Genomic DNA, 16,089 nt, shown 5'->3' on the forward strand with positions numbered 1-16,089 from the left:
GCACGCCGCCACTCTCCGCGAGCGCTCAGAACGAGCGGACTAGCTGCGTGCCGTCTTGCGGCGCGAAGCCATGGCAACGCCGACACCTGCGCCGAGCAAGACCAGGGCGCCCAGTCCCAGGGGAAAGATGGAAGCTCCCGTGGTGGCGAGATCCCTCGCACGATTCTGCAGGAACGTATTCGAGCCAAGCACCTCGACGTGAGCCACTCATGAACGCAACCTTGCGTTCAAGTAAACGCTGGATGGTTGTCGGGAAATGAGTGTTTTTCGAACCAAAGAATCATTGATGATTTGACACAAAAAGGGCAGCGGCCCCGGTGCCGGGGCCGCTGCTCTTCGTCTGCGCGGAAGGTAAGAGATTCGAACTCTTGGTACGGGGTTACCGCACACTGGTTTTCAAGACCAGCTCCATCGGCCGCTCGGACAACCTTCCTTACGATAGTAGTGTTTCATAAGCAGGGCGGTGCTACCAAAGTGACCGTCTGAACCAGGCTGTATTTTTGCTCGTGAAGGAACAAAGGGAGAAAGCCATGAAGGCAGTAATTGCCCGCCATCCCGGGGGTCCGGAGGTTTTGGAACTAGCAGATGTGCCCACGCCGGCGCTGGGTGCTGACGAAGTCCTCATTGATGTTATTGCTGCGGGGATCAACCGCGCAGACGTTGCTCAACGCCAAGGCTCTTACCCTCCGCCTCCTGGTGCGTCGGATATTTTAGGGCTTGAAGTCTCCGGGCGTATTGCAGGATTCGGGTCCAATGTGACCCGGCCGTTTTCCCTTGGGGATAAAGTTCTGGCCTTGCTGAGCGGGGGTGGATATGCCCAGCAGGTTGCGGTCCCTGCTGGCCAGGTCCTGGCACTGCCAGCCGGTGTGGACATTGTCACGGGAGCGGCGTTGCCGGAGGTTGCTGCCACCGTGTATTCCAACTTGTTCATGACGGCCCAACTACAGCCGGGAGAAACAGTGCTGATCCACGGTGGCACGGGTGGCATCGGTGTCATGGCAGTGCAACTGGCTAAGGCCGCTGGCGCTCGTGTCATCGCCACGGCTGGTAGTGAGGAAAAAGTGTCGATGCTCAGCAGCTATTTGGGTGCTGATCTTGCCATCAACTACCGCAGCGAAGACTTCGTGAAGAGGGTGAAAGAGTTTACGGGCGGTCTTGGCGCGGACGTGATCTTCGACGTCGTCGGGGCCAAGTATTTGGCACAGAACGTCGACGCCTTGGCACTCTACGGCCGGCTCGTAGTGATCGGGTTGCAAGGCGGAGCGGTGGCGGAGGTTAATCTTGGCACTCTCATGGCCAAGCGCGCGGCCGTCATCGGCACTACGTTGCGAGCCCGTCCCGCGGAGGAAAAATCGAAGATTATGGACGGTGTACGTGAGCATGTCTGGCCTCTGGTGGAAGACGGTGGGTTGAAAATAATCGTCGATAAAACGTTTCCGCTGGCGCAGGCTGCGGCCGCCCACGCGTACTTTGACTCCGGCGCGCACGTCGGCAAGGTCTTGCTCACTCTTTAACGCTGCAGCAGGTAGGAGCTAGAGCGGACAGCTGCGCCGAATACCGGCGTCGTTCCGGAAGCAAACAGTTAGTGTTGCGCAATGCATACCCGGTAGCTACTCTAGAACATACTCGGTATGTATGCCGTTGTTGCGGGCGTCGTTGGGGGCGGCCGCGCCAAACACAGGAGTAGATGTGTCCATCAGACATTCGTTGTTGGCGTTGTTGCAAGAAGGGCCGCGCTATGGTTACCAATTGCGTGGCGAGTTTGAAGAGAGAACCGGAGCCACCTGGCCGTTGAACATTGGTCAGGTATACACCACCTTGGACCGCTTAGAACGTGATGCTCTGGTGCAAAAAGACGGTGACGATGGCGAAGGCCATGTGGTCTATAGCGTCACCGACACGGGGCGGGCCGAAGTGGCGGAGTGGTTTGCGGCGCCGGTGGCACAAACTAATCCGCCGCGCAATGAACTCGCCATCAAGCTGGCCCTTGCGCTGACCGTCGAGTGCGTCAACGTCACCGCGGTCATCCAGACCCAGCGCACCGCCTCCATAAGGCAACTGCAGGATTACACCCGTCAGCGACGGGCGGCCGTGGGCACTACGGGAGCCAACTCGTTCACGCGTGGGAGCAACGACACCGCATGGCTGCTGGTCTTGGACTCTCTCATCTTTGCTACCGAGGCGGAGATTCGCTGGCTAGATCATTGTGAAGGCTGGATGGCCCAGCGTGCCGGAGTGAACCAACGTGCGGGAGTGACCAGCAGGAAACCTGGCCTTATCGCCAGCGACGCGGCGGTTATCAAATGAGCAGCCAAGTTCTTCAACTTGCGGGAGTCAACCGTACTTACGGTGCAGGTGCCACGGCTGTGGCGGCGTTGCGCAACGTCAACCTGACCATCCATGCTGGCGAGTTTGTGGCCGTTATGGGTCCATCAGGATCGGGAAAGTCGTCCCTGCTGACGCTTTCGGGCGGGCTGGATAAAGCCACCAGCGGCGAAGTATTCGTCGAAGGTACTCCGCTGAGCGGGCTGAGCATCAACGAACTGGCCCGGCTGCGTCGCCGAGCGGTGGGCTACGTGTTTCAGGATTTTAACTTGGTGCCCACGCTGACAGCTGTGGAGAACGTGGCGTTGCCACGCGAATTGGATGGCATACCAGCACGGAAGGCCCGCCGGCAGGCCATGGACGCTCTGCGGCTAGTGGATATTGAGCAGTTGGCCGACCGTTTCATGGACCAAATGTCCGGGGGGCAGCAGCAACGGGTGGCCATAGCCCGTGCCATTGTGGGCCAACGCCGGCTGATCCTTGCCGATGAGCCCACGGGCGCCTTGGATTCAAATACCGGTGACAGCATTTTAGAAGTGCTGCGCGGGCGTGCGGAAGCAGGTGCCGCCGTCGTACTGGTCACTCATGAAGCGCGGCATGCAGGTTGGGCGGACCGGGTAGTCTTCCTGCGTGACGGGCGGATCGTTGATGAAGCAGCCGCCCAGCACGACCCCGCAGTCCTGCTGACTGGTTTGGCACACTGAGATGGCTCTGGATCTTACCCCCGTAAAGGGGGGTGCAAAGCAACGCCTACGTTTGGCGTTGACCATGGCTTGGCGGGATATCCTCCGCCACAAGGGCCGCTCAGGGTTGATCCTGGCTCTGATTGCGTTGCCGATTTTTGGACTCTCCTTCGCCGCGACTGCAGGGCAGAGCTTGCTCGCGACCCCTGCCGAAACGGCGCTGCACTCTCTGGGGCAAACGCAAGGGCGCCTCAGTAGTCTTCAGGCAATCAATGCCACCACCGTTCAGTCAGTACGCGGGGATCTGGCGTTTGCCTCCAGATCGGGCGAGCCTGACGAAAAGTTTGTCGCCGCGGCTCCCGGGGACGTCATTCCGGCGGGGTACCGGGCCATCCGATTCGATGCCACACAGGTGACTAGTCCCGTCGGCCAAGCCCAGGTGAAACTGCAGACCACTGTCACCACCGTCCTAGACCCGGCCTTTGCAGGGAAGTTCAGCTTAGTGGACGGGGCAGCGCCCACAGGTGTGGCCCAGGCGCTGGGCTCGCCTGGGCTCTTTACCCGTTTCGGCCTCACCCCAGGACAGAAGCTGACGACGTCGGCCGGCACTTTTGAAATGGTGGGCAAGGTCCGCGACGCAGGGACTGCTGATAGTAATTCTGTGCTGTATCTGACTCCGCAACAGGCTCCAGCGGCGTTGTCCTCAAATGGTGCTAATTCCACCGTCTACTTGGTGGGGGAACGGCCGCTCACCTGGGCCGACGCGAAAGTGTTCAATACCCGCGGCGTTCAGGTCACCTCGCGTAGTTTGCTATTGAACCCACCCTCGCGTGCTGAGCGGCCTGTTCAACCCAATGACATGGACTCAAGTTCACGAGAACAAACTGTTGTGAGTTTTGTTTTGATGGGCGCACTTATCGGAGTGCTGGCACTTCTGGAGGTGGGTTTACTGGCCGGTGCTGCGTTTGCTGTGGGGGCGCGGAAACAGCAGCGGGACCTGGCACTGATAGCCGCATCGGGAGCAGAGGTGAGCATGCTGCGGTTGATCGTGACGGCTAGCGGCCTGTGGCTAGGTTTAGCCGGTGGGATCGTCGGCGCAGTATTGGGAAGCGTAGCTGCCGCTATTGTGGTGCTGATAGTTCTGGGCGGCGGTTTTGCCTTCTTTTCAGGCCTTCACTTTCAATGGTTAGGCGTGCTGGTGCTCGTCGGTGTGGGGCTCGTCGCAGGATGGCTTGCGGCCCTGGTACCAGCCCGTTCCGTGTCCAAGGAGGCATCACTGTCTTCGTTGAAGTCCGGGCGGACGGCGCAAGCTTCTTCCAAATGGGCCGTGCGCATCGGGTTTGGGTTGATAATTCTTGCGGTGTTGGCCATGGCAGCAGGCTGTGCTATTGCTCTAGTTATACGCAACGATCCCTATAGGCCCAATTGGCAGAACTTATATATAGGGCTCATCATCGCCGGGGCCGTGCTACTGGTCTTTGCCCTGATCACGCTGACCGGTCGCATCATTGATCTTCTGACGGCGCGGACTGCTTGGCTCCCGGTGGCGTTGCGCATGGCGGCGAGGGATTCGGCGCGGAATCGCGGGAGGACTGTGCCCGCCGTCGCAGCGGTGTTGGCCGCCGCCACATTGTCGGGGGCGCTCATGGTCGGCGCAGCCAGTTCTTTGCAGCAAGCAAGTGATTATTACGGATGGCAATATAACGTCAACCAAACCGGCCTGCCCCTGGAGTATGAAGATTCGGGCCAAGCGGAGGCGGGAGCGGGCAAGGATGCTGCGGCGGGGCCCACCCTTGTCACGGTGGATTCCGCCAAAGTCATTTCGGCATTGAAAACTTCCCTGGGTGCCGATGTGGTGACACATGTCCTGCGTGGTGGGCTGCCTTCTAATAGATGCCCATCTGGCACTCTGAGCGAGGCCGGCGTCTATACCGAGAAGCCCTGTGTTGGCTGGGTGCTAGCCGAACCACCGGCCAATCGTTGCGAACTGGCCAAGGATGGGGGGCCAAAGGACTTTTCCGATTGGCGTTGCAACGGCGCCATGGCTAATACCAGCTTTGGTACCGCCCTGCCGCCCATCGTTGTTGGTGGTGAACCGGAACTCGCAGCTCTGCTCGGGCATGCCCCGAGCGACGCCGCCAAGACGGCGCTTAAAACCGGCGGGATAGTCCTGAGCAACAAGATCTATGCCGGCGACGGCGGCAACGCCACCGTGATTAGTGTTGACTTCCGCGCTGTAACCAGCCGCAGCAATGGAATGTACGGCGGGGAGTCAGTTGCCGGCCCGGCGTACCTGCGTCCAAGTTACTTGCCACTGAGCTCCAAAACGCTGCCCGCCGTCGTTGACTCGCCAGCTAAACCCTTGCATTTCTATGGTGTAGTTTCTCCCGAAACGGCGAAGGCCATGGGCATGCCCGTGGAAGAGCGGACACTCTTGGTGACGCTGGACGGGCCGCTGAGCCCGGCTGCCGGGGACAGGGTGTCCGCTTCACTGGCCCCCTTTTTGGGTCCGTTCGGCAGCATTAATGTAGAAAAGGGGCCGCCGGCAATCATCAACCTGGTCCTGTGGCTCATTGTTCTGGGTGGGGCTCTCATTACACTTAGTGCTGCTGGTATCACGGCGGGTCTGGCGCTCGCCGATGGTCGTAGCGATCATGCAACGCTGGCCAGTGTTGGCGCGGATACCCGGCTAAGGAAGTCTCTCTCCGGTGCCCAAACGCTCATGAGTGCGTTGCTGGGAACGGTACTAGGGATTGTTGCCGGGACCATACCAGTCGTGGTGCTGCTTTCCCTCCAACGTGGCTTCGTGATTGTGATTCCGTGGCTTCAAATGGGTGTGCTGGTGGTTTTGGTGCCGCTGTTTGGTGCCGCTGCCGCGTGGGTCTTCACAAAAGGCAATCTACCCATGACGAAGAGGGAGACGCTAGCCTAAACTGCTTGAGCAAGAAGAGGCACTTCCTCTTCGGGGGCGAAACAACGCGTTCGCCGCCGGGCACTGCCGCGCCAAACCCTTATGAGAGACTCAAGCTATGACGCAGATTTCGCATCCCGCTGCCGCCCCGCACGGGTTGATCAGCCCAGTGTGGCGGATCTGGTGGATCCGCTGGTCAACATTATGAACAATGGGGCCATGGCAAAAAAGCTTGTTGGTGACGTCAAAAGCGCGCCACGAGATAATGCCGTCCGGGTCCGAAAAGTCTGACGCCGGCAGTCCCGGCCAATTCCTCTGACCGCAAGGAAGCGGCACTCGATGATTTTCAAGTCTCTTTTTAGCAGCGCTCGCCAGGGCAGATCCGACGACGTTGAGTTGGGCAAAGGCGTCTGGCGCCGTTCTCACGACCGTTTTCGTCGGGGGTTGGACAGGTTCCATCAGATGCTTGAAGGCGTCGAGACGGACATGTCCAAACCCGGGGCAAGCGCTGCTCTGTCCAACGCCTACGCGGAACTGGTCCCCATCGCGGACGTTCTTGCGGAGCTATTGCCCAAGGTGCGCACAATCGCCCAACAAGCTCACGCAATCGCTCCCAGTGAAGGAATGGAAATTCCAACGGGTACCGGCGGATACCTCAACGATGTTCACCGTGAGCTGTCACGGGCGGGAAATGCGCTGGCGGCTGCGGCTGAGGCAGTGGCCTTAGTCCGGCTCGGCGTCGGGGAAGTGTCCGGTGTGGAACGCAAGGCCGGGATTGTCGCAGAGCACGTAGGCAGGGCACGGGAGCTGTTGACGAAGCGGTAAAAATCGCAGCATCATTGGACCGCGTCCAATTTAGATACAGAAATGTGACGCAATTCTAGAGAGTTGCGTCACATTAGGCCAAAGAGAGGGTTGCCTCACCTAATCTCGTAATACCATCGGTAATAGTTCGCTAATTTCTACTCGCCGAAAGGCCCCGATGAAGACTCTTTTCAACAAGACCGCACTGGCAGCCGTTGCTGGAATTTCCGTATTGGCTCTAGCCGCCTGCAGTGGGGGTACTACTCCTGCAGCTTCCGATGGCGCCCAGGGATCTGCCACGGACTCCATTACGGTCTACAACGCCCAGCACGAATCGCTTACCCAGGCCTGGGTTGATGCTTTCACCAAGGAAACCGGCATCAAGGTCACCTTGCGCAACGGCGACGATTCCGAGCTGAGCAACCAGATCATCCAAGAGGGATCGAAGTCGCCAGCCGATGTCTTCTTGACGGAGAACTCGCCGGCGATGACGCAGATTGAGAATGCTGGTTTGTTCACGGACATCACCAGCAAGATCAAGGATCAGGTTCCGGCGCAGTACCGGCCCTCCACTAACAAGTGGACCGGAATTGCCGCTCGCAGCACAGTGTTTGCTTACAACAAGGACAAGCTCACCGAGGCCCAACTGCCCAAGTCGATCATGGACCTGGCCGATCCCGCGTGGAAGGACCGCTGGGCGGCATCACCTTCTGGTGCAGATTTCCAAGCCATTGTCTCCGCCATGTTGGAGCTGAAAGGCCAGGACGCTACCTTGTCTTGGCTGAAGTCAATGAAGGAAAATTCCAAGGCTTACAAAGGCAACAGCACTGCCATGAAGGCGGTCAACGCTGGCGAGGTGGACGGTGCCATCATCTACCACTACTACTGGTTCGGTGACCAGGCCAAGACTGGCGAGAATTCCAAGAACGTCGCTCTTGAGTACTTCAAGAACGAGGATCCGGGTGCCTTTGTTTCAGTTTCCGGCGGTGGCGTTCTGGCCTCAAGTAAGCATCAAGCGAGTGCAGAAAAGTTCTTAGAATTCATTACGGGCAAGGCCGGGCAGACCATTTTGCAAACTGGCACATCCTTTGAATACCCGGTTGCCAGTGACGTTGCGCCTAACGCCAAGCTGACTCCGCTGAAGGAGTTGCAGGCACCAAAGGTTGACGCTGCCAAGCTCAATTCACAAAAAGTCACCGATCTCATGACGCAGGCCGGTCTACTCTAGTACTAATGGTTTTTATGAAGAGCACGACGGCGGTTGGTACGCCGCGTAGGAAGACCCACCATGGCGGTCCCAAGGGCCGGAGCACACGCTCCGGCCCTTGGGCCGTCGTCGTGCTCTGCCTTGTGATCGCACTTTTCTCTTTACTGCCGCTGGGGTACGTGGCGGTCATGACCGTCGACGCCGGTTGGGACACCGTTGTGAAGCTGGTGTTCCGTGCGCGTGTGGCGGATTTACTGCTGAACACCGTAGCGCTGGTGGTCATTACGGTGCCGCTGTGTGTGGTCCTGGGGATCGCCGGGGCATGGCTGGTGGAGCGGACCAGGCTCCGGGGGCACAAATTTTGGGCGGTCATGCTGGCCGCGCCACTCGCCATTCCAGCCTTCGTGAACAGCTACGCATGGGTCAGTGCCATACCTTCACTTGGGGGCATATTTGGTGGCGTGTTGATCTCCACATTGTCCTACTTCCCCCTGGTGTACATCCCGGTGGCTGCCGTGCTGAGCCGAATGGACCCGGCGTTGGAACAAACTGGCTCATCGCTTGGTTTGGGGCCGTGGCGAATATTTTTCAGGGTGGTTTTACCGCAATTGCGCCTAGCCACTGCCGGTGGCGCCCTGCTGGTCTCCTTGCACCTTCTGGCCGAATATGGCGCTTTTGCCATGATTCAATTTGATACGTTCACCACCGCCATCTACGATCAATTCCGTTCCACGTTCAATGGTGCGGCTGCCAATATGCTAGCCAGTGTGCTGGTGCTGCTGTGCCTATTGCTGCTGTTGGGGGAGACAAAAGCTCGCGGGAGTGCCCGGTATGCCCGGGTGGGTGCGGGCGCCCAGGCGAACCCGGCCCGGTTGCGGCTGGGTCTGTTCCAGCTACCCGGGCAACTATTTCTCGTGGCATTGAGTGTGCTGGCCTTGGGTGTGCCGTTGTTCCACGTTTTCCGGTGGCTGATTGCCGGCGGGACGGCTATCTGGACCCGCGATGCCCTGATTCAGGCATTGCTGCAAACCTTGGGCTATGGGCTTGTGGGTGCCGCCGTGACAACAGTCCTGGCTTTCCCGCTCGCTTACCTGGTGATCCGCCATCCCGGGCCTGTTTCAAAAATGTTGGAGGGAGCCAACTACATTTCCAGCTCGATGCCCGGAATCGTGGTGGCTCTGGCTCTGGTGACCATCACCATCCACAACGTACCCGCCATCTACCAGACCGCCGTCGTACTGGTAGGGGCGTATGCATTGCTGTTTATGCCGCGAGCTTTGGTGAACTTGCGCGCTGGGCTGGCACAGGCTCCCAAGGAACTTGATGAGGCCGCTCAGGCGCTGGGAAAGCCTCCCTTGCTTGCCTTTCTCAAAGTGACGCTTCGGCTCACGGCGCCAGCTGCGGCTGGAGGGGCGGCGCTGGTGTTCTTGGGTATCGTCAATGAACTTACGGCCACGCTGTTATTGGCCCCGAACGGGACCACCACGCTGGCTACGGAATTTTGGTCGCTCAGCAGCGAGATCGATTACACGGGTGCCGCACCCTATGCGTTGCTGATGATCCTGCTGTCCGCGCCCATGACCTATCTACTTTTCGCCCAATCCAAGAAAGCAGCTGGACAGTGACACCACCGCGTAGGCCAGTTCCGGCACTGGCCCCGAAGCTCGAGTTCGAGCCAACTCCCGGGCACGTTACGGATCATTTGCAGGTAACTGGTGCCCGAAAGTCGTTCGGTGGAACCGAGGTTTTGAAGGGGGTGGACCTCACCGTTGCGCAGGGACGGACGACGGCGATAGTGGGGGCTTCAGGTTCCGGCAAGACCACGTTGCTGCGGCTCATTGCCGGGTTTGAGGCTGCCGACGCCGGCAGCATCTTCCTTGACGGGACCGAGGTGGCAGGGCCCGGGAAGTGGGTGCCAGCCCATAAACGCAGTGTTGGTTACGTAGCTCAGGATGGCGCGCTGTTCCCGCATCTGAGCGTTGGACAAAACATTGCCTTTGGTCTGCCCGAGCGTGGCCGGGCAGCTAATACGCGGGTGGGTGAACTGTTGGAAATGGTGTCCATGGACCACTCCTACGCCAAACGACGCCCGTCGCAGCTCTCCGGTGGGCAGCAACAGCGTGTGGCTCTGGCCCGGGCTTTGGCCCGCAGGCCCGAACTTATGCTCCTGGACGAGCCATTTAGCGCCCTGGATGCTGGGCTGCGAGTAGCTACGCGCCGCACGGTATCCAAGACGTTGACGGACGCGGGAGTCACCACGATCTTGGTCACTCATGATCAGGCTGAGGCGCTCAGTTTCGCCGACCAGGTAGCCGTGATGAGAGACGGGCGGCTGGCCCAGATTGGGAGCCCCTTTGTGGTGTACACGCGCCCAAGTGATCGTGCCACGGCAGAATTTCTGGGGGACGCAGTCATTTTGGAAGCATGGATGGAGGGGTCCTTGGCGCTGTGTTCACTGGGCGGCATCCCGGTGCGTCGGCCTCCTGTGCAGGGAAGGGTCCACTTGATGCTTCGTCCAGAGCAAATCCGCATCACAGAGGGCGGAAAAATTCGCGGCAAAGTGGTGGACACGGACTACTTCGGTCCGGAGACCACCGTCCGCATCCAGTTGGCGCCCATTGTGGTTGATGAGGGACGTCCCGTTGACCCGCACCAGCCTGTGGGCGGTGAGGTGATCAATATCCGGCACTGGAACGCCATGTTGGCCCGTCCCGGCACCGAACTCTCACTAAAGGTGGTTGGCGAGGGAGTCGTTTTTCCCTGGGAGGGCTAAAATCCTGGACGACGCCGGGCGCTGACTAGTATTTCTGGGTGAACGGTTCGGTACTGGCTCGTTGCCGGTGTTCCGCGACGCGCTTGTGGAGTTCCATGTATGCCGTCAGCCCGATGAGGAGCGCCACGGCCATCCCGAGCGCCGCAGCTGCTGCAACCACCGTGCTGGCTAACACCAGAAGAAGACTGATCCCCACGGCCGGGATAGACCATCGCAAGACGTGCGCAGCTTCCTGGCCATATCGCAGTGAGACCAGGGCATTCGTCAGATAGAACAGGGCCAAACCGCCGCCGAGGGTAATACCTGAGCCCAGCGGGAGCCTGGTGAGAGGCGCCGGGATGGCAGTGGAGATGGCTCCGGCAATCGCGGTTAAGCCCACTACCAATAGAAATGGCATGAACAGTGTGGTTTCAATGACCGCAACAAAGTCACGGCGACGAGTCAGCTGCTCCAGGCCCTCGCTGAGCGTGCCCATTCCATATTGGAAAAAAGTCCAACCGAGCAGCGCCACAATCACAAAGCCAAGAGCTCCCGTGAGCCAGGCTTCCTTATTCCACGTGGCTGAAACTTGGGTGACGACTGTAAAGACAGACTCTCCGAGGACAATGATGACAAACAGACCCAGCCTTTCGGCGGCGTGTTCGACGTTCATGCCAGCGATTCCACTATCTGGTTGTAGCCGCCCACTGACGAGCACCAAGACTACCTCTACGATGATCGCCACCGCCCACAGGACGACGGCGATATCCAAGGGCAGAAGAGCAGCCACCAGCCACAGCGCAGCCGTCCCGCCGTTGTAAGCCCAAATGCGCCATAGTGGTGCCGCTCCGATGGCGTCCCGGTGCCTATAGAGCCAGAGCATCAGCAGAATCGTCCGCAGGACTGCGTTTGCTAGCGAGAATGCCCAGGCCCGGTTGCCAAGAGCCTCTGGCGCGGCAGCAGCCATCAAACTTGCCGCCGCCATCGCCGCAAGCATGGCGAGCCCGAGCTGACGGGCCGTCAAGTTCGGTAGAAGATTTACCACCGAGACTATGTTCACCCATGCCCACCAGGCTGGGAAGAACAAGAGGACGAAAGTGCCGAATTGGGCCAGCCCCGGGTCGCCGTGGATCCCGTGTGCCAGCTGACCGACAAGTGCCACAAAGACGAGGTCGAAGAACAGTTCCATCCAGTGGACACGGCCAGGTTCCCGAGCCGGCGCATTGCGTGAAGTGGGGGCAGCGCGTCCTGGCGGGATTGGACGAGGGATCATGGCTGGTTGCTAAGAGAAGTGCTCATTAGGGAATCTGAAAATAGCAGGCCCAGGGTGAAATTGAAGCGATCGTTTCCTTCGCCCGCTGTGAGTTCGTGTGTGTGAGCCACAGTGTACGGAAAACTGTTCGCCGGCAGCATGTTCAAACGCTCAATGGTCTCACTGCGATCCAGCACACGGTTGTCCAACTCAGGGCCAGGCTGGTTTCTTAGGGAGGATTCAAGACTGTAAGCGGTGACGTAGAGGTAGGCGGCGTCGATGACCCAGGCAGCGGATTGTGCTGGCACACCTGCGCAGAGCAGGATCGCGAGCATGCCTTCGCTAACTCGAAGAGTGTCCAAACTGTTGGGAGCAGTTGCCAACGTGGCCCGCGAGATGCCGGGGTAGCGCAGGAACTGCTCCCGAAGCTGCCCGCACACGTCGATGATCTGGCGTTGCCACTGCCGTGGATCCGGTGTCGGCAATACCACTCGGGCGCATAACTTTCCGATCAATAGGTCATCCAGTTCCCCCTTGTTGCGAACATGCGCATACAAGGAAGCGGGGCCAGTTTGCAGGGCAGTGGCGACCCTGCGCATTGACAGGGCGTCAAATCCTTCGCCTTCAACGATCTGGAGTGCCGTGTCCAAGATTCGTTCGATGCTCAAGGGTGTTTTTCGGGCACCGCGTGCTCCGTGGGGCTCCTCGAAGGCGGCGATTTGAGCCGCCCACTGTTCGCGGGACAGGGGGTCGCCGGGGGTGGTTCTCTTGGCCATGGTTCCATCGTAGCACTTGACTCGAACGGTGTTTAGAAGATAGAACAGTGTTCGTTACTAAAACACCGTTCGTTAAAATGGTGGGTAACCATCCAGCAACGTTCGCCCCAAACTGCACGAGAGGACTCCGCATGAGCGTCGAAAGCCGCAACTACAAGAAGGCTAAGTTGGGGAGCCGCGAACCACCTGTGTCATTGCGCAGTGCCTGGCTACCGTTGGCTACCCTCTCCGCCGTCTTTCTATTTGAGATGTTGGATAACTCGATTTTGAACATAGCTCTTCCCTCGATTGGGCGGGAGCTGCAGGCATCCTCAACAGCGTTGCAATGGGCCACAAGTGCCTATGCGGTGATGTTCGGGTCCTTGATGTTGGTCTTTGGTGCCGCTGCAGACCGCTTTGGACGACGGAGAATTATGCTCATCGGTCTCGCCCTGCTCGCGGTGGCCAGTCTGGCGATAATATTTGTCACCACAGCGGAGGAATTGGTCCTGGTTCGTGCGGTCATGGGCGTCGCGGCCGCGATGACGACGCCGGGTTCGATGGCTCTAGCATTTCGTCTTTTTGCAGCCGAAGAACTACGCATCCGGGCAATCACACTCATTTCAACGGTGGGTTTGGTGGGCTTGGCAGTAGGCCCTGTGGCGGGTGGTTTTGTACTAGCGATCGCGCCCTGGCAGTCCCTGTTACTGGTCAATGCGCCGATTGCTATTTTGGCGATGATCGGGCTGTGGCTCGGCTTTGCGGCGGATGAGAGCAGTGAGCTCCACGATGCCCCACTGGATATTCCCGGTTCCGCGTTGGGTACGCTGACGATCCTGCTGATCCTTGTTGCGCCCACACTTTTCGTTGATGAAGGCGCTGACTCGTGGGAGCCGTGGGTTCTCACGGTAGGCAGTGTCATCGCCGGGGCGCTCTTCATCAGGCGGCAGCGAACTGCCCGTCACCCACTTCTGGAATTGGAACTCATAGCGCGGCCCCTAGTGTCCAGTGCACTCGCCTTCAAGGCTGCTGCCGGACTGGCTACGGCCGGTTTGGGTTATTTGGTGACACTGCAGTTTCAACTTCAGTGGGGATGGCCCCCAGCGCTTGCTGCTCTCGGTTTGTTGCCGCAGGTAATTGTCCTGATCGGGGGAGGCGCATTCGTCAGCCCGTTCGTGAAGAGAGTTGGCCAAGTCCGTGCCGCCGGTATCAGCGCAGTGGCAGTGGTTGCGGGACTGGCCGTGTACAGCCTGTTGAACAGTTTTGGCTACGTTTTTGTTGCGATCGCGCTTGCGCTGGTGGCAGCTGGGCTGCGTGTAGTCGGCGTAGTAGCAGCAACCAATGTGCTCAGCGGGCTTCCCGCGAACCGGACGACTATCGGTGCAGCGCTGACAGACACGGCAACGGAGGTTGCCAATGGAGTCGGTGTGGCAGTTGCCGGAACCATCCTGGCAGCCATATTTGCCGGCAGCATCGCCACCTCAAACTGGGATTCAGAGCAAACCGCGCAGTTCCAAGCGGGAGTTACCATCGGGGGGCTGGTTCTCACGAGCCTGGCCGCCGCGCTGGCCGGATGGGGTTTCCGTCAAACTAAGCGACTTACGCGGAGCCCGGAGACCAGAAAATCCTCCGGAACGCAAGTTCCGGAGGATCGAGTGGGCCTCCAAACAGAATCGAACTGTTGACCTTCTCATTACGAGTGAGACGCTCTACCAACTGAGCTATGGAGGCCTGCGATCGTCGAAGGATTCATCAAAGAATTATTCGCCGAACACAAGAATCAACTCTAATATGCCGGTGCCTTATGTACAAAATCGGCCAGCAGTTAGATCATGGGCGCCTAGCAGGTGGTTCCGGCCGCTGGCACCACACCGTCCACAAAGTACTTGTCCACGGTGGAAGTCAGGCATTCGTTGGCCCGGCCGTAGGCGGTGTGCCCGTCACCCTTCCAGGTGACTAGCACGCCGGAGTCCAAGTTTGCCGCGAGCTTTTGGGCAAAGGCGTAGGGTGTGGCCGGATCATTGGTGGTGCCGACTACCAAAATGGGCCCCGCCCCGGGGGCCTTGATGACGTCGGTTGTCCCCGTGGCAGGATACGGCCAGAACTTACAGCTCAAACCAGAGTAGGCAAGTAACTTCCCAAACGTGGGCGCCGCTTTTTCAAGCGCTGCGGCGTCTGTGCGCATATGGTCAGTGTCCGAGTTCATGGAGTAGTCCAGACAGTTGATGGCAGTAAACGCCGCCGCAGTGTTGGAGTTATAGGTCCCATCAGAGTTGCGGTCGGCAGCGTAGTCAGCCAACATCAGCATCCCGGAGGCGTCCCCGGCAAGGGCCTGCTTTAATGCTCCGGAGAGTGAGTCCCACATGCTGGTGGAGTACATGGTAAATGCCACGGCATTGATGAACTCTGCGCCGGTCACCACCCGGTTTGCTGGGGTTTGTTGCGGTGTCTTTTCATACACCGCAGCCAGATCACGGATCTGTGCCAGCGCAGTGTCAACGGTGCCGGAGACAGGGCAGTCTTTGGTGCCCAAACAATTTTGCGCCCACGCCCGCAACGCGTTCTCAAAGCCCACCGCCTGACCCATGGAGATCTGGTCAATGGTTAGCGACGGGTCCAGTGCTCCGTCCAAAGACATCTTCCCCACCCGGGTGGGGAACAAGCCGGCATATACCGCTCCGAGTTTGGAACCGTAGGAGAAGCCCATGTAGTTCAGCTTGGGATCTCCCACCACAGCACGGAGAATGTCCATGTCCCGGGCTGAGCTGACTGTGTCCACATGTGCCAGAACAGGGCCAGAGTTCTTGACGCAAAGATCCGTTTGGGTCTTCGCCTCGGCTTCGGCCTTCTTTAGGTCCGCGTCCACGGAAAGATCCAGTGATTCCTGCCTGGCCGCGTCCATCTGGGCGTCGCTGAGGCACTTCACGGGGGAGGAAGCTTGCACTCCGCGAGGATCAAATCCAACGATGTCGTAGGAACTACGCAGCTTGGCAGAGAAATACGACTTCGCTCCGTCCTTGGCGAAGTTTACTCCGGAGGCACCTGGGCCACCCGGGTTGATAAGCATGGCCCCTAGCCGTTTGCCCGAGGCAGGCAGGCGAATCATGGCCAGTTTGATGGAGGCGCCCTTTGGCTTGGCGTAGTCCATAGGCACCTCAACATCGGTGCACTGGAACCCGCCGTTGCACGCCGTCCATGTCACGATCTGTGCATAGTAGGCAGACAGATTGGCCGGGACATCGCCAATGATGGACGCGTCAGCGCTGGCCGTCACTGAATGCGCTACCGGCGGTGCTGCCGGTGAGCACGCGGCTAGAAGCAGCGCTCCCACCATGGCCACTGCGGCGGTGAGCTTGGAGCGTTGGAATCGTGCAGATCCGTGGAGCATGGGGGTCCTTTG

At 59.3% G+C, this 16,089-nt stretch carries 13 protein-coding genes and 2 tRNA genes; 9 read left to right on the forward strand and 6 right to left on the reverse strand.

Going from position 1 to position 16,089, the window contains the following annotated elements:
* Window positions 1–39: 39 nt before the first annotated feature.
* On the reverse strand, window positions 40–207 hold the full coding sequence (locus LOH53_RS05145) for a hypothetical protein (protein ID WP_230066658.1): 168 nt from the start codon (window positions 205–207) through the stop codon (window positions 40–42).
* Window positions 208–345: 138 nt separating this feature from the next.
* Window positions 346–433: transfer RNA gene (locus tag LOH53_RS05150), tRNA-Ser, on the reverse strand.
* 97 nt (window positions 434–530) lie between these two features.
* Here LOH53_RS05150 and LOH53_RS05155 point away from each other — a divergent pair.
* The 8 genes from LOH53_RS05155 (at window position 531) to LOH53_RS05190 (ending at window position 10,703) form a co-directional block, all read left to right on the forward strand.
* Window positions 531–1,514 carry an NAD(P)H-quinone oxidoreductase gene (locus tag LOH53_RS05155; protein ID WP_230066659.1) on the forward strand — a complete coding sequence of 328 codons (984 nt, stop codon included), beginning with the start codon at window positions 531–533 and terminating at the stop codon, window positions 1,512–1,514.
* 175 nt (window positions 1,515–1,689) lie between these two features.
* Window positions 1,690–2,307, forward strand: a complete 618-nt coding sequence (locus LOH53_RS05160; protein WP_230066660.1) for a PadR family transcriptional regulator — start codon at window positions 1,690–1,692, stop codon at window positions 2,305–2,307.
* On the forward strand, window positions 2,304–3,029 hold the full coding sequence (locus tag LOH53_RS05165) for an ABC transporter ATP-binding protein (RefSeq protein WP_230066661.1): 726 nt from the start codon (window positions 2,304–2,306) through the stop codon (window positions 3,027–3,029). The genes LOH53_RS05160 and LOH53_RS05165 overlap by 4 nt, the downstream gene beginning before the upstream one ends.
* Before the next feature lie 64 nt (window positions 3,030–3,093).
* On the forward strand, window positions 3,094–5,940 hold the full coding sequence (locus tag LOH53_RS05170; protein WP_230066662.1) for an ABC transporter permease family protein: 2,847 nt from the start codon (window positions 3,094–3,096) through the stop codon (window positions 5,938–5,940).
* 318 nt (window positions 5,941–6,258) lie between these two features.
* A complete protein-coding gene (locus LOH53_RS05175) occupies window positions 6,259–6,744 on the forward strand; it encodes a hypothetical protein (protein ID WP_230066663.1) in 486 nt (161 codons plus the stop codon).
* 157 nt (window positions 6,745–6,901) lie between these two features.
* Window positions 6,902–7,951, forward strand: coding sequence for an iron ABC transporter substrate-binding protein (locus LOH53_RS05180; protein ID WP_230066664.1), 1,050 nt, complete (start codon window positions 6,902–6,904; stop codon window positions 7,949–7,951).
* A 5-nt stretch (window positions 7,952–7,956) separates the two neighbouring features.
* A complete protein-coding gene (locus tag LOH53_RS05185) occupies window positions 7,957–9,555 on the forward strand; it encodes an ABC transporter permease (RefSeq protein ID WP_376991474.1) in 1,599 nt (532 codons plus the stop codon).
* 77 nt (window positions 9,556–9,632) lie between these two features.
* Window positions 9,633–10,703 carry an ABC transporter ATP-binding protein gene (locus LOH53_RS05190; RefSeq protein ID WP_376991486.1) on the forward strand — a complete coding sequence of 357 codons (1,071 nt, stop codon included), beginning with the start codon at window positions 9,633–9,635 and terminating at the stop codon, window positions 10,701–10,703.
* A gap of 25 nt (window positions 10,704–10,728) precedes the next feature.
* On the opposite strand, the gene LOH53_RS05195 is transcribed toward LOH53_RS05190, so the two are convergent.
* Window positions 10,729–11,955 carry a low temperature requirement protein A gene (locus LOH53_RS05195; RefSeq protein ID WP_230066666.1) on the reverse strand — a complete coding sequence of 409 codons (1,227 nt, stop codon included), beginning with the start codon at window positions 11,953–11,955 and terminating at the stop codon, window positions 10,729–10,731.
* Window positions 11,952–12,710 carry a TetR/AcrR family transcriptional regulator gene (locus tag LOH53_RS05200; RefSeq protein ID WP_230066667.1) on the reverse strand — a complete coding sequence of 253 codons (759 nt, stop codon included), beginning with the start codon at window positions 12,708–12,710 and terminating at the stop codon, window positions 11,952–11,954. The genes LOH53_RS05195 and LOH53_RS05200 overlap by 4 nt, the downstream gene beginning before the upstream one ends.
* A gap of 131 nt (window positions 12,711–12,841) precedes the next feature.
* Between LOH53_RS05200 and LOH53_RS05205 the strand changes: the two genes are divergently transcribed.
* Window positions 12,842–14,374, forward strand: a complete 1,533-nt coding sequence (locus LOH53_RS05205; protein ID WP_230066668.1) for an MFS transporter — start codon at window positions 12,842–12,844, stop codon at window positions 14,372–14,374.
* Here LOH53_RS05205 and LOH53_RS05210 read toward each other — a convergent pair.
* Together LOH53_RS05210 and LOH53_RS05215 are read right to left on the reverse strand one after the other, a co-directional pair.
* A tRNA-Thr gene (locus LOH53_RS05210) sits at window positions 14,348–14,420 on the reverse strand. The two genes, LOH53_RS05205 and LOH53_RS05210, sit on opposite strands and share 27 nt — an antisense overlap.
* A 109-nt stretch (window positions 14,421–14,529) precedes the next feature.
* Window positions 14,530–16,077, reverse strand: a complete 1,548-nt coding sequence (locus LOH53_RS05215; protein WP_230066669.1) for an alpha/beta hydrolase — start codon at window positions 16,075–16,077, stop codon at window positions 14,530–14,532.
* Window positions 16,078–16,089: the final 12 nt, after the last annotated feature.

The organism is Arthrobacter cryoconiti (genome assembly GCF_020905375.1).
In the GTDB taxonomy this organism is placed as follows: Bacteria; Actinomycetota; Actinomycetes; order Actinomycetales; family Micrococcaceae; genus Specibacter; species Specibacter cryoconiti.